This window comes from Nonomuraea roseoviolacea subsp. carminata, from assembly GCF_024172185.1.
Classification (GTDB): Bacteria; Actinomycetota; Actinomycetes; order Streptosporangiales; family Streptosporangiaceae; genus Nonomuraea; species Nonomuraea roseoviolacea.
The window spans coordinates 7,377,149-7,396,773 of the sequence record NZ_JAMZEC010000001.1 but is presented as its reverse complement, the minus strand read 5'-3'; the positions used below and the strand labels follow the sequence as shown (position 1 = coordinate 7,396,773).

The 19,625-nt window shown below is 71.6% G+C and carries 21 protein-coding genes; 6 read left to right on the top strand and 15 right to left on the bottom strand.

Annotated elements, in window-relative coordinates:
- Nucleotides 1-56: 56 nt before the first annotated feature.
- The 3 genes from HD595_RS34375 (at nucleotide 57) to HD595_RS34365 (ending at nucleotide 2,296) form a co-directional block, all read left to right on the top strand.
- Nucleotides 57-455 (top strand): hypothetical protein, encoded by a 399-nt coding sequence (locus tag HD595_RS34375; protein ID WP_253776416.1) that lies wholly within the window; start codon nucleotides 57-59, stop codon nucleotides 453-455.
- A gap of 45 nt (nucleotides 456-500) precedes the next feature.
- Nucleotides 501-860 (top strand): nuclear transport factor 2 family protein, encoded by a 360-nt coding sequence (locus HD595_RS34370; RefSeq protein ID WP_253776414.1) that lies wholly within the window; start codon nucleotides 501-503, stop codon nucleotides 858-860.
- A 128-nt stretch (nucleotides 861-988) separates the two neighbouring features.
- The gene (locus HD595_RS34365) at nucleotides 989-2,296 is read left to right on the top strand and encodes an MFS transporter (RefSeq protein ID WP_253776412.1); all 1,308 of its coding nucleotides are present in this window, start codon (nucleotides 989-991) and stop codon (nucleotides 2,294-2,296) included.
- 6 nt (nucleotides 2,297-2,302) lie between these two features.
- Here HD595_RS34365 and HD595_RS34360 read toward each other — a convergent pair whose 3' ends face one another.
- Nucleotides 2,303-2,536, bottom strand: coding sequence for a hypothetical protein (locus tag HD595_RS34360; protein WP_253776410.1), 234 nt, complete (start codon nucleotides 2,534-2,536; stop codon nucleotides 2,303-2,305).
- Between the two features lie 87 nt (nucleotides 2,537-2,623).
- On the opposite strand from HD595_RS34360, the gene HD595_RS34355 reads away from it, so the two are divergent.
- Nucleotides 2,624-3,226, top strand: coding sequence for a Uma2 family endonuclease (locus tag HD595_RS34355; RefSeq protein ID WP_420540732.1), 603 nt, complete (start codon nucleotides 2,624-2,626; stop codon nucleotides 3,224-3,226).
- A 55-nt stretch (nucleotides 3,227-3,281) separates the two neighbouring features.
- Here the strand turns inward: HD595_RS34355 and HD595_RS34350 are convergent, their stop codons facing one another.
- From HD595_RS34350 to infC, 7 genes are all read right to left on the bottom strand, one after another.
- Nucleotides 3,282-5,837, bottom strand: coding sequence for a phenylalanine--tRNA ligase subunit beta (locus HD595_RS34350; protein ID WP_253776408.1), 2,556 nt, complete (start codon nucleotides 5,835-5,837; stop codon nucleotides 3,282-3,284).
- Complete coding sequence (pheS, locus tag HD595_RS34345) at nucleotides 5,837-6,877, bottom strand: phenylalanine--tRNA ligase subunit alpha (RefSeq protein WP_253781405.1); 1,041 nt, start codon at nucleotides 6,875-6,877, stop codon at nucleotides 5,837-5,839. The genes HD595_RS34350 and pheS overlap by 1 nt, the downstream gene beginning before the upstream one ends.
- A 157-nt stretch (nucleotides 6,878-7,034) precedes the next feature.
- The gene (locus HD595_RS34340) at nucleotides 7,035-8,117 is read right to left on the bottom strand and encodes a sensor histidine kinase (RefSeq protein ID WP_253776406.1); all 1,083 of its coding nucleotides are present in this window, start codon (nucleotides 8,115-8,117) and stop codon (nucleotides 7,035-7,037) included.
- A 288-nt stretch (nucleotides 8,118-8,405) separates the two neighbouring features.
- Complete coding sequence (locus tag HD595_RS34335; protein WP_253776404.1) at nucleotides 8,406-9,209, bottom strand: TrmH family RNA methyltransferase; 804 nt, start codon at nucleotides 9,207-9,209, stop codon at nucleotides 8,406-8,408.
- Between the two features lie 146 nt (nucleotides 9,210-9,355).
- Entirely contained in the window at nucleotides 9,356-9,739 is a 384-nt protein-coding gene (rplT, locus tag HD595_RS34330; protein ID WP_175605106.1) for a 50S ribosomal protein L20, read from the bottom strand.
- A 24-nt stretch (nucleotides 9,740-9,763) separates the two neighbouring features.
- Complete coding sequence (gene rpmI / locus HD595_RS34325) at nucleotides 9,764-9,958, bottom strand: 50S ribosomal protein L35 (RefSeq protein ID WP_043622108.1); 195 nt, start codon at nucleotides 9,956-9,958, stop codon at nucleotides 9,764-9,766.
- Between the two features lie 123 nt (nucleotides 9,959-10,081).
- A complete protein-coding gene (gene infC, locus HD595_RS34320; RefSeq protein WP_337960025.1) occupies nucleotides 10,082-10,765 on the bottom strand; it encodes a translation initiation factor IF-3 in 684 nt (227 codons plus the stop codon).
- 263 nt (nucleotides 10,766-11,028) lie between these two features.
- Between infC and HD595_RS34315 the strand changes: the two genes are divergently transcribed.
- Together HD595_RS34315 and HD595_RS34310 are read left to right on the top strand one after the other, a co-directional pair.
- Nucleotides 11,029-11,286: a type II toxin-antitoxin system Phd/YefM family antitoxin gene (locus HD595_RS34315; RefSeq protein WP_253776402.1), complete on the top strand. Its 258-nt coding sequence runs from the start codon at nucleotides 11,029-11,031 to the stop codon at nucleotides 11,284-11,286.
- Nucleotides 11,283-11,699 (top strand): type II toxin-antitoxin system VapC family toxin, encoded by a 417-nt coding sequence (locus HD595_RS34310; RefSeq protein ID WP_253776400.1) that lies wholly within the window; start codon nucleotides 11,283-11,285, stop codon nucleotides 11,697-11,699. The genes HD595_RS34315 and HD595_RS34310 overlap by 4 nt, the downstream gene beginning before the upstream one ends.
- On the opposite strand, the gene HD595_RS34305 is transcribed toward HD595_RS34310, so the two are convergent.
- The 7 genes from HD595_RS34305 to HD595_RS34275 all read right to left on the bottom strand — a co-directional run bounded on the left by HD595_RS34305 (nucleotide 11,665) and on the right by HD595_RS34275 (nucleotide 19,514).
- On the bottom strand, nucleotides 11,665-12,537 hold the full coding sequence (locus HD595_RS34305; RefSeq protein ID WP_253776398.1) for a shikimate dehydrogenase: 873 nt from the start codon (nucleotides 12,535-12,537) through the stop codon (nucleotides 11,665-11,667). The genes HD595_RS34310 and HD595_RS34305 overlap by 35 nt on opposite strands.
- Before the next feature lie 234 nt (nucleotides 12,538-12,771).
- A complete protein-coding gene (mltG, locus tag HD595_RS34300) occupies nucleotides 12,772-13,914 on the bottom strand; it encodes an endolytic transglycosylase MltG (protein ID WP_253776396.1) in 1,143 nt (380 codons plus the stop codon).
- A gap of 247 nt (nucleotides 13,915-14,161) precedes the next feature.
- Nucleotides 14,162-15,223 carry an endolytic transglycosylase MltG gene (mltG, locus tag HD595_RS46975; RefSeq protein ID WP_253776394.1) on the bottom strand — a complete coding sequence of 354 codons (1,062 nt, stop codon included), beginning with the start codon at nucleotides 15,221-15,223 and terminating at the stop codon, nucleotides 14,162-14,164.
- A 433-nt stretch (nucleotides 15,224-15,656) separates the two neighbouring features.
- A complete protein-coding gene (ruvX, locus tag HD595_RS34290) occupies nucleotides 15,657-16,139 on the bottom strand; it encodes a Holliday junction resolvase RuvX (RefSeq protein WP_253776392.1) in 483 nt (160 codons plus the stop codon).
- A gap of 1 nt (nucleotide 16,140) precedes the next feature.
- Entirely contained in the window at nucleotides 16,141-18,813 is a 2,673-nt protein-coding gene (gene alaS / locus HD595_RS34285; protein WP_253776390.1) for an alanine--tRNA ligase, read from the bottom strand.
- A 45-nt stretch (nucleotides 18,814-18,858) separates the two neighbouring features.
- Nucleotides 18,859-19,089 (bottom strand): hypothetical protein, encoded by a 231-nt coding sequence (locus tag HD595_RS34280; RefSeq protein WP_175594724.1) that lies wholly within the window; start codon nucleotides 19,087-19,089, stop codon nucleotides 18,859-18,861.
- Complete coding sequence (locus HD595_RS34275) at nucleotides 19,086-19,514, bottom strand: DUF948 domain-containing protein (RefSeq protein WP_253776388.1); 429 nt, start codon at nucleotides 19,512-19,514, stop codon at nucleotides 19,086-19,088. Before HD595_RS34275 ends, HD595_RS34280 begins: the two co-directional genes overlap by 4 nt.
- Between the last annotated feature and the right edge of the window lie 111 nt (nucleotides 19,515-19,625).

Here is a 19,625-nt window from a genome sequence, read left to right as displayed (position 1 = left end):
GAACACCGACACCAGGACCGGAACACCACGACCGGAACACCGAGAAGGAGCCCGCGATGACCGCCGTGACCGTCACCACCGACCGGACCAAGTTCCTGCGCCTCGCCCTGGCCGCGGACGCGGCCGTCACCGGGGTCAACGGCCTGGCCTACCTGGCCGCGGCCGGCCCCCTCGCCGACCTGCTCGGCCCCGGCGCCGGGCTGCTGCGCGGGATCGGGGCGTTCCTCCTCGTGTACGCCGTGGCCGTCGGTGTCCTGGCGACCCGGCCCGTCAACGCCGCCGCGACGAAGGCGGTGATCGCCGTGAACCTCGCCTGGACGCTCGCCAGCCTGGTCGCCGCGGTCGCCGACTCCGCCGAGTTCACGGTGCTCGGCCTGGTGTGGACCGTCGCCCAGGCCCTCGTGGTGGCGGTCTTCGCCGAACTGCAGATCATGGGCCTGCGCCGGGCCCGCTGACCCCCTTCCCCTGACTGAACATCCCGTGCGAAAGGTTGAGAAATCATGAACGCTGAGCTGGTCGAGCGCTACGTCGCCGCCTGGAACGAGACCGACGCCGCCGCCCGCGCCAAGGCCGTCGCCGAGCTGTGGACCGAGGACGGCGCCTACACCGACCCGCTGGCCCAGGTGCGCGGCCACGAGGCGATCGCCGCCGTGATCGAGGGCGCGCAGGGCATGTTCCCCGGCCTCGTCTTCAGCGCCGGCGAGGTGTTCGACGCCCACCACGACATCGCCCGCTTCACCTGGCACCTCGGGCCGGCGGGCGGCGAGCCGGTGGCGGTCGGGTTCGACGTGGTGGAGCTGGCCGAGGACGGCAGGATCGCCCGGGTGCTCGGCTTCCTCGACAAGGTCCCGGCCGCCTGACCCCCTCCTCTCCCCCTCTCCCCTCCGCCGAGCGGCCCCCGGAACGTCACCGGGGGCCGCTCGGCGTACCTGCTTCCCGCTGAAAAGCGTTTGCCCCCGGCGCCCGCGAACCGGGACAATCAGCGCCCGTGCCGCCACGACTCCTCGACCTGTTCCGCCGCCTGATGCCCGATCTCGGGCCGCTGCGCGACTCCCGCGACTACCGCCTGCTCACCGCCTCCGGCGTGGTGACCATGTTCGGCACGTTCATCACGGTCGTCGCGGTGCCGTACCAGATGAAGGAGCTGACCGGCTCCCCCCTCGCGGTCGGGCTGGTGAGCCTGGCGGAGTTCGTACCCATGGTGGTGTGCGGGCTGTGGGGCGGGGCGATCGCCGACGCCCTCGACCGGCGCAAGGTCATCCTGCTCAGCGAGCTGGGCCTCGCCCTGACCTCGGCGATGCTCACGGTCAACGCGCTGCTGCCCGACCCGCAGGTGTGGGTGCTGTACGTGGTGGGCGCGCTCTCGACGGGCATCGGCTCGCTCCAGCGGCCCAGCCTGGAGTCCCTGACGCCGCAGGTCGTGCGGCATGACCAGCTCGCCGCCGCGGCCGTCCTGCAGAGCCTGCGCTGGAACGTCGGCGCGATCGTCGCCCCGGCCCTCGGCGGCCTGCTCGTGACCTCCTTCGGCACGGCCACCGCGTTCGCGGCCGACACGCTGAGCTTCGTGCTGTCGCTGCTGCTGCTCTGGCGCACCACCGCGCGCCCGCCGGCCGAGGACGCCGCCCCGGCGTCGCTGCGCTCGCTGGTCGAGGGCGTCCGCTACGCCGTCGGCCGGCGTGACCTCATGGGCACCTACCTCGTGGACATCGCGGCCATGGTGTTCGCCATGTCCACGGCGCTGTTCCCGTTCCTGGCCGACCAGCTCGGCGCGTCGCGGGCGCTCGGCCTGCTCTACTCGGCCGGAGCCGTGGGCGGCCTGGTGGCCACGCTCACCGGCGGCTGGACGTCCCGGGTGCACCGGCAGGGCCTCGGCGTGATCCTCGCGGCGGCCGTGTGGGGCACGGCGGTGGCGCTGGCCGCGGTCGCTCCGAGCGTGTGGCTGGTGTTCGCCTGCCTGGCGCTGGCCGGCGCGGCCGACATGATCAGCGGCATCTTCCGGATGACGATCTGGAACCAGACCATCCCGGACGAGCTGCGCGGGCGCCTGGCGGGCATCGAGCTGCTCTCGTACGCCAGCGGCCCGATGCTGGGCAACGCGCGCGCCGGGCTGATGGCCGGCTGGGGCGGCGCCCGCTTCTCGCTCGGGGCGGGCGGGCTGCTGTGCGTGGCGGCGGTGGCGGGCCTGGCCGCGGCGCTGCCGGGGTTTCGGAGGTACGACGCCCGTACGGACGAGCACGCGCTGGCCGAGAAGGCGCGCCGCGCGGAGCGGCAGGTCACCGAGGCCGGCACGGCCTGAGCGACGTCACCCGCTCTCGCGCCACCCGTCGTACTCCTCCACCAGCGCGTCGACCCGCTCCCATTGTGCTCGGTCCAGCCCTTCGGCCACGACGAGCCACTGCGCGTCCTCGGCGTCGTCCTCCCCGGCCAGGGTCTCGCGCACGACGCGGGGGACGCCGAGCTCGGGGAACCATTCGCCCAGCGTCTCGGCGACCTCCTCGGCGTCGTCCCGCTCGGCGAACACCAGCAACTGCCTCATGACATGGCATTGTGCCGTAGATCTATCAAACGCCGCGTGTTGCTGGGTTTACTGACCGTGAACCCGCTAGGTTGTTACCGTAGGACCATGACGGCAGAAGCGGTGAGCCTGGAGATGGAACCACGTTCGCTACCCGACTGGGCCTTCCCGCCTCCGGGAGGCTTCAAGGCCGAGGACCTCGATCACATTCCGGATTTGCCTGCGCACACAGAGTTGATTGATGGAAGCTTGGTCTTCGTGAGCCCCCAGCGAGACTTCCACACCTCGATGCTGTTTCTCCTCCACAGCGAGTTGCGAGGAGCAGCGCCGGCAAACTATCGCGTCCGGCGTGAGATGAGCGTCACGCTGGGGCCGGATCAGCGACCGGAGCCGGACCTCATCGTCATTCCGAGCGCCGTCACGCAGCTCAACGCCACCTATTATCACGGCAGGGATGTCATCCTCGCCGTCGAGGTCATGTCCCCGGAGTCCCGCAGACGTGACCGGGAGCGTAAGCCCGTGCTCTACGCCGAGGCCGAAATCCCGCACTTCTGGCGGGTCGAAGAAAACGACGAGAAGCCTGTCGTCTACGTCTACGAACTCGATCCGGCCACGCGCACCTATGTGCCCACCGGCATCTTCCACGACCGCCTCAAGCTGACAGTCCCGTTCGACATCGACATCGACCTCACCGAGATCGAACGGATCTGACGCGCACGGCGAAGGGCCCGGTACCGCAGTACCGGGCCCTTCGCCGTGTCCGAGGTCAGGCCCCGCGGAGCTGGGCCCCCACGCGGTCGGCCGCCATCGCCACCGCCGCGTCACGCGCCGCCGTCGTCTCCTCGACCGTCAGCGTGCGGTCGGGGGCGCGGAAGCGCAGCGTGTACGCCAGCGACTTGTGCCCCTCCCCCACCTGCTCACCGGTGTAGACGTCGAACAGCCGGATCGACTCCAGCAGCTCGCCCGCGCCGTCGCGCAGCGCCGCAGCCACGTCGGCCTCCGGCGTGAAGTCGGGCACGATGAGCGCCACGTCCTGCGTCGCCACCGGATAGGCCGACACCCGCGGCGCGTCCACCGGGCCCGGCAGCACCGCCTCCAGGCGCGACAGCTCCAGCTCCATGGCCGAGGAGCGCGGCGGCAGGCCGTACGCCTCGATCACGCGCGGGTGCAGCTCGCCGGCGTGGCCGACGAGCGTGTCGCCCACGTAGAGGGCGGCGCACCGGCCCGGGTGCCACGGCTCGTGCTGGTCGGCGACCACCGACAGCTCGATCCCGGCCTCCGCGGCGACGAGCCGGGCGGCCTGCACGGCGTCGGCCCAGCACTCCTGCCGGCCGCGACCCCACCATCCGGAGCGGTCGAACTCCCCGGCCAGCACGACCGCGACGCGGCGCGGCTGCTCGGGCAGCGCGGCCTCGATGGCCGCCAGCTCCTCCTCCGCCGGCCGGCGGTCCACGCCGGGCGTCGGGGCGACGGCCGGGGCGTCCTCACGCGGCCGGTAGACCGCGCCGGACTCGAACAGGGCCACGTCGGTGAAGCCGCGCCCGACGTTGCGGGCCAGCGTCTTGAGCAGGCCCGGCAGCAGCGTGGTGCGCAGCAGCGGCTCGTCGTCGGCCAGCGGGTTGACCAGCCGGGCCGCCCGGCGGCGGGCGTCGTCGGCGGGCAGCTGGAGGTGGTCGAGGTCGGCCTCGCCGATGAACGGGTAGGCCAGCACCTCGACGTACCCGGCGGCGGCCAGGGCCCGGCCGACGCGCCTGCGCAGCCGCTGCTCCTCGGTCAGCCCCGCCCCGGCCGGGGCCTTGGGCAGGACCGACGGCAGGTGCTCGTAGCCCTCCAGCCGGATGACCTCTTCGGCCAGGTCGTTGGGGTCGGTCAGGTCGGGCCGCCAGGACGGCGGCGTCACCGTGATCATGTCGGGGCCGGTCACGGCCAGCTTGGCCGCCAGCTCACCGCCGGTGACCACGCCGGTCGGGTCGACGGCGCCCTTGCGCACGGCAGGGTCGTCGCCGTCGGTCACGACGCAGCCGATCTGCTCCAGCCGGCGCACGACGGTCTCCTTGGTGTACGGGACACCGGCGACCGTGCCGGGGTAGCCGGCCGGGATCGCGATGCGCGGCGGCTCGGCCTCGGCCTCGGCGTGGGTGACGCCGCGCCCCGGGGTGCCGCCGCCCAGCTCGGCCAGGAGCTGCACGGCCCGCCACGACGCGGGCAGCGGCAGCTCGCGGTCGACGCCGCGCTCGAAGCGCTTGGACGCCTCCGACACCAGCTTGTGCCGGCGCGACTCACGGGAGATGCCGGTGGCCGAGAAGTGGGCCGCCTCGATGACGATGTCGGTCGTGGACTCGGAGATCTCGCTGTCGAGGCCGCCCATCGTGCCCGCCATCGACAGCGGGCCCGACTGGTCGGTGATGAGGATGTCGTCGGCGTCGAGGTCGCGGACCACGTGGTCGAGCGTCTCCAGCCGCTCGCCGGGACGCGCCCTGCGCACGACGATCTCACCGGTCAGCTTGGCCCGGTCGAAGGCGTGCAGCGGCTGGCCGAGCTCCAGCATGACGTAGTTGGTGACGTCGACGGCCAGCGACACCGGCCGCATGCCGGCGCGCGCCAGACGGGTCCGCATCCACAGCGGGCTCGGCGCGGCCGGGTCGAACCCGGTGATCTCGCGCAGCACGAACCGGTCGCAGGCGGACGGGTCGCCGATCGAGGCGGGCCAGGCCGTGCCCTCCGCCTCGGGGAGCTCGACGTCGGCGGGGTCGCGGAACGGCACGCCGAAGGCGATCGCCGCCTCGCGGGCCACGCCCCGGATCGACAGCGCGTAGCCGATGTCGGGGGTGATCTCCAGCTCGATGACGTCGTCGCGCAGGCCGAGCAGCTCGACCACGTCGGCGCCCACCGGGGTGTCGGCGGGCAGCACCATGATGCCGGCGTGCTCCTCGCTCAGGCCCAGCTCGCGCTCGGAGCAGATCATGCCCTCGGACATGCGGCCGTACGTCTTGCGGGCGCCGACCTCGAACCCGCCGGGCAGCACGCCGCCCGGCAGCACGACCGGGACGCGGTCGCCGGCGACGAAGTTGGTGGCGCCGCAGACGATCTCGCGGGGCGTCGCCTCGCCGGTCTCGACCTTGCAGTGCCGGATCGGCTTCTTGAACCCGGTCAGCTCCTCGATCTCCAGGACCTCGCCGACGACGACGTTCTTGACGTCGTGACCGTAGGAGGTGATGGACTCGAGCTTGAGTCCGGCCGCGGTGAGCCGGTCGGCCACCTCGTGCGCGGTGACGGCGGGAAGATCGACATACTCCCGCAGCCAGGAGAGCGGGACCCTCATCAGATCTCCCTTCCGAACGGGAGCGTGAAGCGCACGTCTCCCTCGACCATGTCGCGCATGTCCTCGGCGTTGTGGCGGAACATCAGCGTCCGCTCGATGCCCATGCCGAACGCGAACCCCGAGTAGCGCGCCGGGTCGACCCCGCAGGAGACCAGCACGCGCGGGTTGACCATGCCGCAGCCGCCCCACTCGATCCAGCCCTCGGACTTGCAGGTGCGGCAGGGCGGGTTGCCGGGCACCGCCGAGGCGCCGCGGCAGACGAAGCACTTGAGGTCCATCTCGGCCGACGGCTCGGTGAAGGGGAAGTAGTTGGGCCGGAACCGGGTCGTGATGCCCTCGCCGAACATGATCTCGGCGAAGCGGTCGAGCGTGCCCTTGAGGTGGGCCATCGTCAGGCCCTCGTCGATCGCCAGCCCCTCGACCTGGTGGAAGACCGGGGTGTGGGTGGCGTCGAGCTCGTCGGTGCGGAACACCTTGCCCGGGGAGATCACGTACACGGGCAGCGGACGCTGGAGCAGCGCGCGGATCTGCACCGGGGAGGTCTGGGTGCGCAGCACCATGCCCGAGTCGGCGGAGCCGACGAAGAAGGTGTCGTGCTCGGAGCGGGCCGGGTGGTCCTGGGCGATGTTGAGGGCGTCGAAGTTGAACCACTCGCCCTCCAGCTCGGGCCCCTCGGCCACCTCGTAGCCCATCGCGACGAACGTGTCGGCGATGCGCTCCTGCATCGTGGTCAGCGGGTGGCGGGCGCCGCGCGGCTGCCGGTCCCAGGGGAGGGTGACGTCGACGGCCTCCTCGACGAGGACGCGCGCGTCGCGCTCGGCCTCCAGCTCGGCCTGGCGGGCGGCGAGGGCCTGGCCGATCGCCTTGCGGGCGGCGCCGACGCGCTTGCCCGCCTCGGCGCGGGCGGCCGGCGGCAGGGCGCCGATCTCGCGGTTGGCCAGGGCGATGGGCGAGCGGTCGCCCGCGTGCGCGAGGCGGGCCTGCTTGAGGTCGTCGAGGCTGCCGGCCGAGGCGATGGCGTCGAGGGCCTCGGCCTCCATGCGGGACACCTCGTCGGCATGCAACGGTGTCACCTCGACGGGGTCGTAGTCAGACAAGAGTGAGCTCCGTATTCAGGGCTTGAGCGGTCAAGAGTCTAACGGTGGTGGCCCACCGGCCGACTCGCGCTTCGCGGCGAAGTGCTTGGAGTGAAGTGCTTCAGGCGAAGTCGGGCGTGCCGGTGGGCACGGTAAATCGGAACTCCGCGCCGCCTTCGGGCGCCCGCTGCACGGTGATCGTGCCGCCGTGCGCCTCGACCAGGCCCTTGACGATGAACAGGCCGAGCCCGGTGCCGCCGCGGCGGCGGCTGTTGCCGCGCCAGAACTGGCGGAAGACGCGCGGAGCCAGCTCGGGCTCGATGCCCTCACCCTGGTCGCGCACCGACACGGCCACTCCCCATCCGACGGACTCGATGACGATGGTTACGGTGCCCCGGCCGTGGCGCACCGCGTTCTCCACCAGGTTACCGAGAATCTGGTCGATCTTGTCCTGGTCGAGCCACATCTCGGGCAGGTCGTCGCCCACGACGAGGCGGAAGCGGTCCTCGGGCTCGCCCGCCGCCACCCGCCCGGCGACGACGCGGCGCGCCCGCGCGGGCACGTCGACGACCTGGCGGCGCACCTCCAGGCGCCCGGACTCGATGCGGGAGACGTCGAGCAGCTCGGTGATGAGCCGGGTCACGCGGTCGGCGTCGTTGTTGACGGTCTCCAGCATGACGCGCTTCTGCTCGTCGGTGAAGCGGGTCCACTTGGCCAGCAGCGTCGCGGTGAAGCCCTTGACGCTGGTCAGCGGCGAGCGCAGCTCGTGGGCGACCGTGGAGACCAGGTCGGCGCGGCTGCGCTCCAGCCGGGCGCGGGCCCCGCCGTCGCGTAACGTGATCGTCACCCGCGCGACGTCGCCGCCGCGGGCGGGCTCGCGCACCAGCCGCGCCGCGACGTGCAGCTCCTGGCCGCCCGGCAGGTGCAGCGGGCGCTCGGGCGCTCGGGTGCGGGTGCGCAGGCCGCCCTGCGGGTCGAGGGCCTTCCACCACTCGCGGCCGTCGTGGTCGCGGAACGGGAACACCTCGTCGATGTCCTTGCCCACGGCGCGCGCGACGGGCACCCCGGTGAGCCGGACGGCGGCCCGGTTGACGGCGAGGACGCGGCCGAAGCCGTCGGTCACGATGAGGCCGTCGGGGAGGTCGTCGACGGCGATCGAGCACGCGGGGACGATCTCCTGACCGCCGGTGTCCGCTCCGTGCACGACCTCGCCTCCTCCGCCTACAAGGCCGACAATAGCGGGTTTCCCGTCGCCTAGGGGACTCGCCGCGAGGCTGCCTATGGCTGCGGGGTGGCCGGTTCATGCCGGCGCCCACGACAGGTCGCCCTCCGGCCCGCGTCCCGTCACGTGAGGGACAGGTGTGCTCTCACGGGACGGACCGGCCGATGGCCTCGGGCGCCTCACATGGTGATCGCGGAAGCCTCAGGTGGCGCGCTGAACACGGGTCGCGGGTCGGGGCTCGCGGGTTCGCGGGACCCGGGTCGCGGGGGGTCAGGTGGCGCGCTGGGCGCGGGCGGAGGCGTACAGGCAGACGGCGGCGGCGGTCGCCAGGTTGAGGCTCTCGGCCTGCCCGTAGATGGGCACCCGGACCACGTCGTCGGCCTCGGCGAGGATCTCCTCGGGCAGCCCCCACGCCTCGTTGCCGAAGATCCACGCCGTGGGGCCGGACAGGTCCACGTCGTCGAGCGTGTGCTTGCCCGCGCCGTCGGCCGCCAGGACCCGCAGGCCGCGCTCCTTGAGCCGGCGCACGGCGGCGGACACGGGGGCGCCGGTCACGACCGGCAGGTGGAAGAGGCTGCCGGCGCTCGCGCGCACGCACTTGCCGTTGTACGGGTCGACGGAGGCGTCGGTGAGGATCACGGAGTCGGCGCCGGCGGCGTCGGCGGCCCGCATGACGGTGCCGGCGTTGCCGGGGTCGCGCACGTGCGCGAGCACCGCCACCAGCCTGGGCTGTCCGGTCAGCGCCTCCTCCAGCGGCACGTGCACCAGCCGGCAGACGGCCAGCAGCCCCTGCGGGGTGACGGTCTGGGACAGCTCGGCCATGACCTCGCCGCTGGCCCGGTGGACCGGGACGTCCTGCGCGACGGCCTCGGCGACGATCTCGGGGTGGCGCGACTCGGCCTCGGCCGTGGCGAACAGCTCCACCGTCACGCCGTCGAGCCGCAGCGCCTCGCGCACCGCCTGGGGGCCCTCGGCCAGGAACTTGCGGTCCTGCTCGCGGAAGGCCCGCTTGGTCAGCCGCCGGGCCGCCTTCACGCGCGGCGACTTGACGTTGGTCAGCTCGGATCCCGCCATGCTCTTCCTGCTCCCCCTGACTGTGCTGCTCGCGCCGCCTGCTCATTCATGCCCTCATGGCCGTCCATGTGGCCGTACATACGGCAAAGGGCCCACCGTGAGGTGGGCCCTCGGCTGGAGCCCAAGGTAGGGCTCCCTCACATGTCTCAGCTCGCGGCCGGAGCGTTCACGTTCGCCGGCAGCGCCTTCTTGGCGGCCTCGACGAGCGTGGCGAAGGTCTGGCTGTCGTTGACCGCGAGATCGGCCAGGATCTTGCGGTCGACCTCGACGCCCGCCAGGCGCAGCCCCTGGATCAGGCGGTTGTAGGTCATGCCGTTCTGGCGGGCAGCGGCGTTGATGCGCTGGATCCAGAGACGACGGAAAGCGCCCTTGCGGTCCTTACGGTCGCGGTAGGCATAGGTCATCGAGTGGAGCATCTGCTCCTTGGCCTTGCGGTACAGCCTGGACCGCTGGCCTCGGTAACCCGCCGCCCGCTCGAGGACGACCTTGCGCTTCTTCTTGGCGTTGAGCGCCCGCTTCACGCGTGCCATGTTTCTTCTCCCCGGGGGTTCGCGCTACTTGGCGAGCAGCTTCTTGATCTTCTTGGAATCGGCGTCGGAAAGGACGACCTCGTTCTTGAGACGGCGCGTCAGCGTGGACGACTTCCACTCGTTGTAGTGCGCGCGGTTGGCGCGGCGACGCTTGATCTTGCCCGTGCCGGTGAGCCGGAACCGCTTCTTCGCACCACTGTGCGTCTTCATCTTCGGCATGTCGCCGTCTCTCCTCAATTCGGTCGTGCCGGTGGCCGGGCCGGTGCTGGCCGACCCGGTCGCGGCGTGTTCGTCGTGCTGGTGGCTGCTCGGGGTGCTTGTAAGGCTAGCCCCTACCGCGGGTCACGCTTCCTGTTCGGAAGGAACCTCTGCGGCGGCATCCTCGCCACGCTGGGCCTTGGCCGCCGCCTTCTCGGCCTTGGCCTCGGCCTTCTTCTTGTGCGGACCGATCACCATGATCATGTTACGGCCGTCCTGCTTGGGCTGGGACTCCACGAAGCCGAGCTCCTGGACGTCCTCGGCCAGCCGCTGCAGCAGCCGGAAGCCGAGCTCCGGCCGGGACTGCTCGCGACCACGGAACATGATCGTCACCTTGACCTTGTCCCCCGCCTTGAGGAACCGCACCACGTGACCCTTCTTGGTCTCGTAGTCGTGCGGGTCGATCTTCGGCCGGAGCTTGATCTCCTTGATGATCGTGTGCGCCTGGTTCTTGCGCGCCTCGCGCGCCTTCATCGCGGACTCGTACTTGAACTTGCCGTAGTCCATGAGCTTGCACACGGGCGGTCGAGCCGTGGCCGCGACCTCGACGAGGTCAAGGTCGGCTTCCTGGGCGAGCTTCAGGGCATCGTGAATGGAGACGATGCCGACCTGCTCGCCGTTCGGGCCCACGAGGCGGACCTCGGGAACTCGGATACGCTCGTTGATGCGGGGCTCAGTGCTGATGGGGCCTCCTAGGTTTGCGATCCCTAAATGCTCGTCGTGCCGGGGAGCTTCCGCGAAACGCGAAAAGCCCCGCACGTCGCGCATGCGGGGCCACTGAGCTCTTCGGCGTCGTGGCCTTCAAGCTCCCCGGAGTAGTCCGGCGTGATCCTTTACCCGGCCACCTCTCGGCGACCCGGGTGGGAGGGAGACCTCCGCTTGCGCGTCCAGCAAGGCATGCCGGACCGATCAGAGAGCTACATTACCACAACCGTGCGGCAAGCTCGAATGTTCCCTCCCGCCACCTCCGATCACCGTTAGAGTCAGCAGGTGAACATACTCTGTCCAGTCTGTCCAGATTGGAGGCAATCGTGAGCGTCTGGCAGTTGCAGGAAGCGAAGCAGCGTTTCAGCGAGGTCGTGCGGCGGGCGCACGACGAGGGCCCGCAGATCGTGACCCGTCACGGCGAGGACGTGGCGGTCATCATCGACATGGCGGAGTACCGCCGCCTCAAGGGCGACGAGCCCGACTTCAAGGAGTTCCTGCTCAGCGCGCCCGACCTGACCGAACTGGATCTCACACGTTCCAAGGACCTTCCTCGCGAGGTCGACCTGGGTGATGTCTGGTGAGTTACCTGCTCGACACCAACGTCGTCTCCGAGATGACCAAGCGCACCAGGAACTCGAACCTGCAGGCCTGGTTGGACGCGATCAACGGCCCGACCCTGTACTTGAGCGTCCTCGTCCTCGGCGAGATCCGGAAGGGGGTCGAACTGCTGCGGCGACGCGACGCGATACAGGCGGGCGCGTACGAATCGTGGCTCGACCGGCTGCAACGCGAGTTCAGAACACGTATTCTCCCGGTGACTCTCGACGTGGCCGAGGAATGGGGCCGAATGAACGCCAAGCGCCCCCTTCCCGTCGTCGACGGTCTCATCGCGGCCACGGCCAGCGCGCACGGATGGATTCTCGTCACGCGGAACGTCAAGGACTTCGCCGACCTCGACGTCAAGATGGTCGATCCGTTCGCGTGGTCCGCCTGAGGATCTCGGCCTCGCCGGCCGCGCGCATCGTCTCCACCGGGACGTCCGTACGGCCGGTCATCAGCTCCACCTGCCGTACCGCCTGGTGCAGCAGCATCGCGAAGCCGCCCACGACCGTGCCGCCCGCCGCGCGCACCGCCGAGGCCGCGCGGGTCGGCCAGGGCGAGTAGACCACGTCGAACAGCGCCGGCACCCCGGCCAGAGCGCCGGCGTAGGCGTCGGCCGCGCCGCCCGGCAGCGTCGAGACGACCAGGTCCACCTCCAGCGCCGCGTCGAGCTTGTCGAACGTCTCGACCGCCAGCGCCACGCCGAGCCGTTCGGCCGCCTCCGTCGTCTCCGTCGCCCGGGCCGGGTCGCGGACGAGCAGCGTGGCGGAGCGCAGCCCGAGGCCGCGCAGCGCCGCGAGCGCCGAGGCGGCCGTGGCGCCGCCGCCGAGCACGGTCGCCGAGCCGGGAGCGGGCACCCCCGCCTCCGTGAGCGCCTGCCGCACGCCGTGGACGTCGGTGTTGTAGCCGTGCGCGGCGCCGTCGCGGAACACCACGGTGTTGGCGCCGCCGACCTCGGTGACCGGCTCGGTCACGGTGTCGAGCAGGGGCAGCACCGCGCGCTTGAGCGGCATCGTGAGCGACAGGCCCGCCCAGGCGTCACCGTCGTCCCCCTCGCCGGGGCTCTCGCCGCGCACCGGCCGTAGCCGCCGGAGGGTCTCCGGCAGCGCCGCCTCGTCGCACTCGATCGCCTCGTAGCTCCACCCGGCCAGTCCCATGGCCGCGTACGCGGCCCGGTGCAGACACGGCGAGAGCGAGTGCGCGATCGGTGAGCCCATCACCGCGGCCCGCATGATCACCTGCTCCTTCACGCCTTACCGAACTGCGAGCACCCTATCGCCCCGCCGGGAGGCGTCCCGCGTGGAACCGTCGCGCACCCAGGGTTCCCGCGCCCCGACGTACCGGACGAACGACCCCTGGACACGTCGAGGGCCGCCCGCGTGAAGTGCGGGCGGCCCTGGGCGGCCGTCATTCCCGGGCGGCCCCACGGGGTGCGCGGACGGACCGCGCACCCCGAAGAGCCGGGTTCAGCCCCCGTTGCGGCGGTACTCGTCCAGCAGTTGCTGGAACTCGGCGTCCGTGGTGGCGAACTTGGTGACGTTGCTGTTCGGGTCGGTGGCGACGAAGTACAGCCAGTCGCCCTTCTCCGGGTTGAGCGCCGCCTCGATCGCGTGGTCGCCCGGGTTGGCGATCGGGCCGGGCGGCAGCCCGTCGTGCATGTACGTGTTGTACTTCGTGTCGATGCGCAGCTCGGCATCGGTGGCGGCCGTGCGGTACTTGCCGAGGCCGTACATCACCGTGCTGTCCATCTTGAGCTTCATCGGCGGCTGGTGCTGGAGCCGGTTGTAGATCACCCGGGCGATCTTGGGCATGTCCTCGTACCGGCCGGCCTCGGCCTGGATGATGCTCGCGATCGTGATGATCTCGGCCGGCGTGTGGCCCAGGCTCTTGGCGCCGTCCTCCAGGCCGGCCTTGTCGGCCGCCTGCCCGAAGCGCTCGACCATCTTGCCGAGGATGTCCGCCGGCGTGTCCTTGGGCTGGAACTCGTAGGTGGCCGGGAAGAGGTAGCCCTCCGCCCTGCCCTTGGCGTACCGGGGCAGGTCCAGCGCGCGGGCGTTGCGGGCCGCGGTGAGGAACTCCTTCTGCGGCTTGCCGGTCTGCTTGGCGAGCTGGGCGAGCGTGTCGGACAGGCGCAGGCCCTCCTTGACCTGCACCCGGACCAGCAGGCGGTTGGCCGAGTCGAGGAGCTTGACCGCGTTGGCCGCGGACATGCCCTTGCGCATCGTGTACGAGCCGGGCTGGAGCAGTCCGCTCTTGCCGGCGGTGGCGATGGCGTTGGTGAACGCCCGGGCGCTGGCCACGACCCCCTGCCGCTCCAGCTCCTGGGCGACGTCGGAGGCGCTCTGGCCCTCCTTGATCTCGATCACCACGTTGCCCTGGCCCTGTCCCGTGTAGTCGTCGGGGACGAGGGCGCCGCTGAGCCACTGGTAGCCGAAGTAGCCGCCACCGCCGACGATGCCGGCGAGGATGATGAACGCGAGAAGCGGGGCGATGAAGCGGCCGCGGTTGCGGCGCTTGCGCCGCCTGCGGTTACCGCTTCTGCCGGAACCACGGGACCGGCGCCGGTCGCGACCTTCGTCGTCGTCCTCGGCGCCCAGCAGGAAATCCATGTCGAGCTCGCTCATAGGTGCGCTGGCCAATCTCCCGGTTCGGCACGCCCGCCGTCAAGCGGCCGGACCGAACGATGGGGGGTCACCGTACGGAACGGGGGGATCCGCCGGTCGTGCGCCGATGCCCCGGGGCCGTTGCTCTCCGTAGCCGTGCGGGGCGACGGAAGGAGCTGCGGCGTCCCGGCTCCGTGACTCCGCCCGCGGATCTCGCCGATCCTCCGGGGGGTGAGGGGCGTCGCGGGGAGCATCAGTTCGTCCCGAGGTTTTCGTTCAACTCTTCCCGGTATCTCACGAACTCGCTCTCTTTGTCGGTGAATTTGGTGATTCTATGCGTCGGATTGGTTGTCACAAACCAGTACCAATCCCCCTTCGCCGGGTGGAGGGCCGCGCGCAGCGCCCGCACCCCCGGGTTGGAGATCGGCCCAGGTGGCAGCCCTCTGCGCGTGTACGTGTTGTACGAAGAGCCGACCCTCGTCTCGCCGGGCGACAGGCGGGACGTCCGCTTTCCCAGCGCGTACAGGGCGGTGGAGTCGATCCGCAGCGGCAGGTCGCGTCCCAGCCGGTTGTAGATCACCCTGGCGATCTTCGGGTAATCGGCGGGGCGGCCCGGCTCGGCCTGCACGATGCTCGCCACCGTGACGGCCTCCAGCGGGGTCAGGTCCATCCGCGCGGCCCGCTCCTCCAGGTCGAGCCGGTCGGCGACGGTCGCGAACCGCTGCACCATCGTCGCGAGCAGCCCCCTGGCGGTCGTGCCGGGCCCCATCTCGTACGTGGCGGGGAACAGGAAGCCCTCCAGGCCCCGTGCGTAGTCGGGCAGGCCGACCTGGCGCGAGTCGACCGCCCGCAGGTCGGCCAGCGGCATGCCGGCCTGCCTGGAGATGCGCCGCAGCGCCTCGTCGAGCCGCAGCCCCTCGGGCAGCGTGATCCGCCGCACGGGCGGCGCGCCGGACGCGACCCCTCCGCCGCCTTCGAGGCCGGCCGGGCTCAGGTACGGGCTGAGCAGCCCGTACGCGCCCGCGGCGAGGACCAGTGCGGAGAGCGAGAGGCCGCCGATGACGACGACGGCCCGGCGCACGCCCGCGCGCCGGCCCACGGGCAGCGGCAGGGTGTCGGCCTCGCCGTCCCCTTCGCCGCTGGAGCCGTCCTCAGGTCGTGCCTGGACGGGACCGCGCCCCTGCTCCTCCGCGGCGTCGTGCTCCGGGACGCGGGCCGCGGTGTGCTCGTCGCTTCGTGGGGAGGAGGGGGTCGGTGGGTGGGGGTCGTCGGCGCGGGGCTCCTCGTCGTGCCCCCGCGCCGCTCCCCCGCTCACCGCTTCGCTCCGCGCCTTGCGGGGCGGGGTCCGGTCGCGGCGGCGGCCCCGGTCAATCGACGGGACTCGGTCGATGAGCGATCCGGGAGACCGGTGCGGCGTATCCCGCTCACACGGCGACTCACCAGATCAGAGCGGCCGGCCCCGCTCAAGGGACGGCTCGTGGGACGAGAACGCCCCGACCCCAACAAAGGGCGGCTCGCCCCACCAGAGCGACCCGACCCTCCCAGAGGACGGCCCACCCAACTTGAGCGACCCGACCCTCTCGGTGGACGGCTCAGACAATCAGAGTGATCCGACCCTCCCGAGAGGCGGCTCACCCCAGCAGAACGACCCGACCCTCTCAAAGAGCGGCTCAGGCAATCAGAGTGACCCGAGTCCGTCTGAGAACGGCTCATGAGGCCGGAGCGGCCGGGCCGCGTCGGAGGGCGGCTCATGAGGCCGGCCCGGCGTCCGCCGCGGGCGGCGGATCGACGGGCCTGCCCGGCGGCGCGCCGGTGGCTCTCTCCGAGTCGAGGGCGTCCTGCAGCAGCACCACGGCCGCCGCCTGGTCCACCACGTCGCGCTGCTTCTTGGCACGCACCCCGCTGGCCCTCAGCCCCTGCTGGGCCGCCACGGTCGTGAGGCGCTCGTCGAACAGCCGTACCGGAGTGGGCGCGAGCCGCCCGGCCAGCGCGACCGCGAACGCGCGGGCCAGCTCGGCGGCCTGCCCCTCACGGCCGGACAGGGAGGTGGGCAGGCCCACCACGACCTCGATCGCCTCGTGCTCCGCCACGATGGCGGCGATACGGTCGAGGTCGCCCCTGCCGCGCCTGACGGTCTCGACCGGCGTGGCCAGCATTCCCGACGGGTCGCTGCGGGCCACGCCGATGCGGACGGATCCGACGTCCACGCCGATCCGTGAGCCGAACCGCATGTCAGCCGAGCTGCCCCTCGATGGCCTGCTCGACCAGCCGCAGGGCGTCACCGATCGCCTCCGGGCGCGTGCCGCCGCCCTGCGCGACGTCGTCCTTGCCTCCACCGCCACCCCCAAGAGCCTTGGCGGCGACGCCGACCAGTCTCCCGGCCTTGAGCCCTCGCTCGCGTCCCGCCTCGTTGACCGCGGCGACCACCACGGGTCGGTCGGAGGGGACGCCGGCGATCACGACGACCGCAGGCCTGTCGGCCGGGAATCTGCCACGCACATCAAGCGCGAGCTTACGCAAATCATCACCGGTCGTGCCATCAGGCGCGCGGTGTGTCACCACGGAGACGCCCTGCAGGTCGCGCGCCTGCCCGGCCAGCTCACCGGCCACCTGGAGGACCTGGGCGGAGCGGACCCGCTCCAGCTCCTTCTCGGCGGTGCGCAGCCGGCTGACGATGCCCTCGATGCGCTCGGGCAGCTCCTCACGGCGCGCCTTGAGCTGCTCGGTGAGCTGGGCGACCAGCACGCTCTCGCGGGCCAGGAAGCGGAAGGCGTCGATGCCGACGAGCGCCTCGACGCGGCGCACGCCCGCGCCGACCGACTGCTCGCCGAGCACCTTGACCAGGCCGAGCTGGCCGGAGCTGTGGACGTGGGTGCCACCGCACAGCTCGCGCGAGTAGTCGCCGATCTCGACCACGCGGACCTCGTCGCCGTACTTCTCGCCGAACATCGCCAGCGCGCCCATCGCCCGGGCCTCGGCCTGGGAGGTGTAGAAGGCGTTGACCTTGAGGTCGTTGATCAGGACGGCGTTGACCTCGTCCTCGACGTCGCGCAGCACGCTCGGCGGGACGGCGCCGGCCGCGGTGAAGTCGAAGCGGAAGCGGCCCGGGGAGTTCTCGGAGCCGGCCTGGGCCGCCGACTCGCCCAGGGCGTTCTTGAAGCCGCGGTGGACGAGGTGGGTGGCGCTGTGGCTGCGCGAGATCGCGCGGCGCCGCTCGACGTCGATCTCCGCCTGCGCCTCGTCGCCGGTGCGCAGCTCGCCGGAGCGGACCTTGCCGCGGTGGACGACCAGGCCCGCGATCGGCGACTGCACGTCGACGATCTCGACCTCGGCGCCGGCGGTGCGGATGACGCCCTGGTCGGCGAGCTGGCCGCCGCCCTCGGCGTAGAACGGGGTGCGGCCGAGCACGACCTCGACGGTCGAGCCGGCGCCGGCCGCCGGGACGGGCACGCCGTCGACGAGGACGCCGACGATCGTGGTCTCGGCCTCGGTCTGGTCGTAGCCGAGGAACTCGACCCGGCCCGCCTGCTCCAGCATCTGCCCGAAGACGGAGATGTCGGCGTTGCCGGTCTTCTTCGCCGCGGCGTCGGCCTTGGCCCGCTCCCGCTGCTCCTTCATGAGGCGGCGGAAGCCCTCCTCGTCGACCTTGAGGCCGTGCTCGGAGGCCATCTCCAGCGTCAGGTCGATCGGGAAGCCGTAGGTGTCGTGGAGCTGGAACGCCTGGTCGCCGGAGATCGTGGTGCCGGACTTGCGCTTGGTCTCCTCGACGGCCACGTCGAAGATCGCGGTGCCGGTGCGCAGCGTGCCGAGGAAGGACGCCTCCTCGGCGTCGATGACCGCGTGGATCTGCGGCGCGTCGGTCTTGAGCTGCGCGTACTGCTCGCCCATGACGTCGATGGCGACCGAGGTGAGGTCGTGCATGTAGCGGTCGTCGCCGGAGCCGAGCAGGCGCAGGTTGCGCACCGTGCGGCGCAGGATGCGGCGCAGGACGTAGCCGCGGCCCTCGTTGGCGGGCATGACGCCGTCGGCGACGAGCATGGTGCCGGTGCGCACGTGGTCGGCGATGACGCGCAGGCTGACGTCGGCACGCTGGTCGCGGCCGTAGCGGGTCTTGGTCAGCTCGGCCGCGCGGTCGAGGATCTTGTAGGTGGTGTCGATCTCGTAGATGTTGTCGACGCCCTGCAGGATCGCCGCCATGCGCTCCAGGCCCATGCCGGTGTCGATGTTCTTGCTGGGCAGCTCGCCGCTGATGTCGAAGTCGATCTTGCTGCGGACCTGGCTGAGCTGGTACTGCATGAACACGAGGTTCCAGACCTCGAGGTAGCGGTCCTCGTCGGCGACGGGGCCGCCGTCCTTGCCGTACTCGGGACCGCGGTCGTAGTAGATCTCCGAGCAGGGGCCGCCGGGGCCGGGCACGCCCATGTGCCAGTAGTTGTCCTCCAGGCCGCGGCGCTGGATGCGGTCGGCGGGCAGGCCGACCTTGTTGTGCCAGATGTCGAACGCCTCGTCGTCGTCGTGGTAGACGGTCGCCCACAGCCGGCTCTCGGGGAAGCCGAAGCCGCCGTCGGACTCGCTGCGGGTGAGCAGCTCCCAGGCGAACGGGATCACCTCGGCCTTGAAGTAGTCGCCGATGGAGAAGTTGCCGAGCATCTGGAAGAACGTGGCGTGCCGGGTGGTCTTGCCGACCTCTTCGATGTCGGGCGTGCGGACGCACTTCTGGGCGGTGGCCAGCCGTGACGCCGGAGGCTTGCGCTGCCCCAGGAAGTACGGCTTGAAGGGCACCATACCCGCGTTGACCAGGAGAAGCGTCGGGTCCTCTGCGATCAGGCTGGCCGAGGGCACTACCTTGTGCCCACGCTCCTCGAAGAAGCGCAGGAAGCGGCGCGCGATCTCTGCCGACTCCATGGTGGCCATCCTTTGCGTTAGTCGTGTGTGGTGGATCTGTGGCGGTCAGTCGCCCTGACCAGCCTGGTCAAGGCCGAACCTGGCGCGCAACTCGGTTTCGCGCTCGGCCGCCTCGCCGAGGGCGTCGGAAGTAAAGTCTCTCACCCGCGCGAGCATGCCCGCCGCGCCGGCGGCCGTGCGGCGGGCCACGTGGTCGGGCTGGAGCGCCTGCAGCCGGCGCATCACCCACAGGGCGATGAACGCCCCCAGGGACAGGTAGAACAGCCGCCGGATCACGGGCGCCTCCCCGCCTGGCCCACGGACCGGCGCCCGGCCTGACCGGCGGGACGCGCCGTGGCGCGGCCCCCGCGCGGGCGGCGGACCTCGATCGCCCGGCGGACGCCGTGGACGAGCGACGACACCTTGATCAGCGGGCCGGTGAAGATGGTCTGGGTCACGGCGCTGAGCTTGGCGGCGTGGCCGCTGACCTGCTTGAGGTCCTGGGCGATGGCCTCGACGGCGACGAGCTGCCGGTTGGTCTCGTTGACCGTGACGCTGACGTCGTCGAGCAGCGGCGCGACCCGGCTGCTGAGGTCGGAGACCGCGCGGGTGGTCTCGGTCAGCAGCCTGGCGAGCCTGACGAGCACCATGGTGAGCACGCACACGAGGACGATCCAGCCCGTGGCCGCGATCAGCCCGGCGACCTCTCCAGCGGTAAGCATCCGGTCATCTCCCTCGTACGCTGCGCCGGAAATGCAAGAACCCTATCGCGTTCGGGGACCCAGGTTACTGGGCACCGCGCGCACGGCCGGATCCGCCGCACCGCGATCACC

Bases quoted from the DNA above. Each gene is read 5' to 3' on its own strand.
- HD595_RS34375 (WP_253776416.1), top strand. From the start codon at position 57: ATGACCGCCGTGACCGTCACCACCGACCGGACCAAGTTCCTGCGCCTC.
- HD595_RS34370 (WP_253776414.1), top strand. From the start codon at position 501: ATGAACGCTGAGCTGGTCGAGCGCTACGTCGCCGCCTGGAACGAGACC.
- HD595_RS34360 (WP_253776410.1), bottom strand. From the start codon at position 2,536: ATGAGGCAGTTGCTGGTGTTCGCCGAGCGGGACGACGCCGAGGAGGTC.
- HD595_RS34355 (WP_420540732.1), top strand. From the start codon at position 2,624: ATGACGGCAGAAGCGGTGAGCCTGGAGATGGAACCACGTTCGCTACCC.
- HD595_RS34350 (WP_253776408.1), bottom strand. From the start codon at position 5,837: ATGAGGGTCCCGCTCTCCTGGCTGCGGGAGTATGTCGATCTTCCCGCC.
- pheS (WP_253781405.1), bottom strand. From the start codon at position 6,877: ATGGAGGCCGAGGCCCTCGACGCCATCGCCTCGGCCGGCAGCCTCGAC.
- HD595_RS34335 (WP_253776404.1), bottom strand. From the start codon at position 9,209: ATGGCGGGATCCGAGCTGACCAACGTCAAGTCGCCGCGCGTGAAGGCG.
- rplT (WP_175605106.1), bottom strand. From the start codon at position 9,739: ATGGCACGCGTGAAGCGGGCGCTCAACGCCAAGAAGAAGCGCAAGGTC.
- rpmI (WP_043622108.1), bottom strand. From the start codon at position 9,958: ATGCCGAAGATGAAGACGCACAGTGGTGCGAAGAAGCGGTTCCGGCTC.
- infC (WP_337960025.1), bottom strand. From the start codon at position 10,765: ATGCGCGACGTGCGGGGCTTTTCGCGTTTCGCGGAAGCTCCCCGGCAC.
- HD595_RS34305 (WP_253776398.1), bottom strand. From the start codon at position 12,537: ATGCGGGCCGCGGTGATGGGCTCACCGATCGCGCACTCGCTCTCGCCG.
- mltG (WP_253776396.1), bottom strand. From the start codon at position 13,914: ATGGATTTCCTGCTGGGCGCCGAGGACGACGACGAAGGTCGCGACCGG.
- ruvX (WP_253776392.1), bottom strand. From the start codon at position 16,139: ATGCGGTTCGGCTCACGGATCGGCGTGGACGTCGGATCCGTCCGCATC.
- alaS (WP_253776390.1), bottom strand. From the start codon at position 18,813: ATGGAGTCGGCAGAGATCGCGCGCCGCTTCCTGCGCTTCTTCGAGGAG.
- HD595_RS34275 (WP_253776388.1), bottom strand. From the start codon at position 19,514: ATGCTTACCGCTGGAGAGGTCGCCGGGCTGATCGCGGCCACGGGCTGG.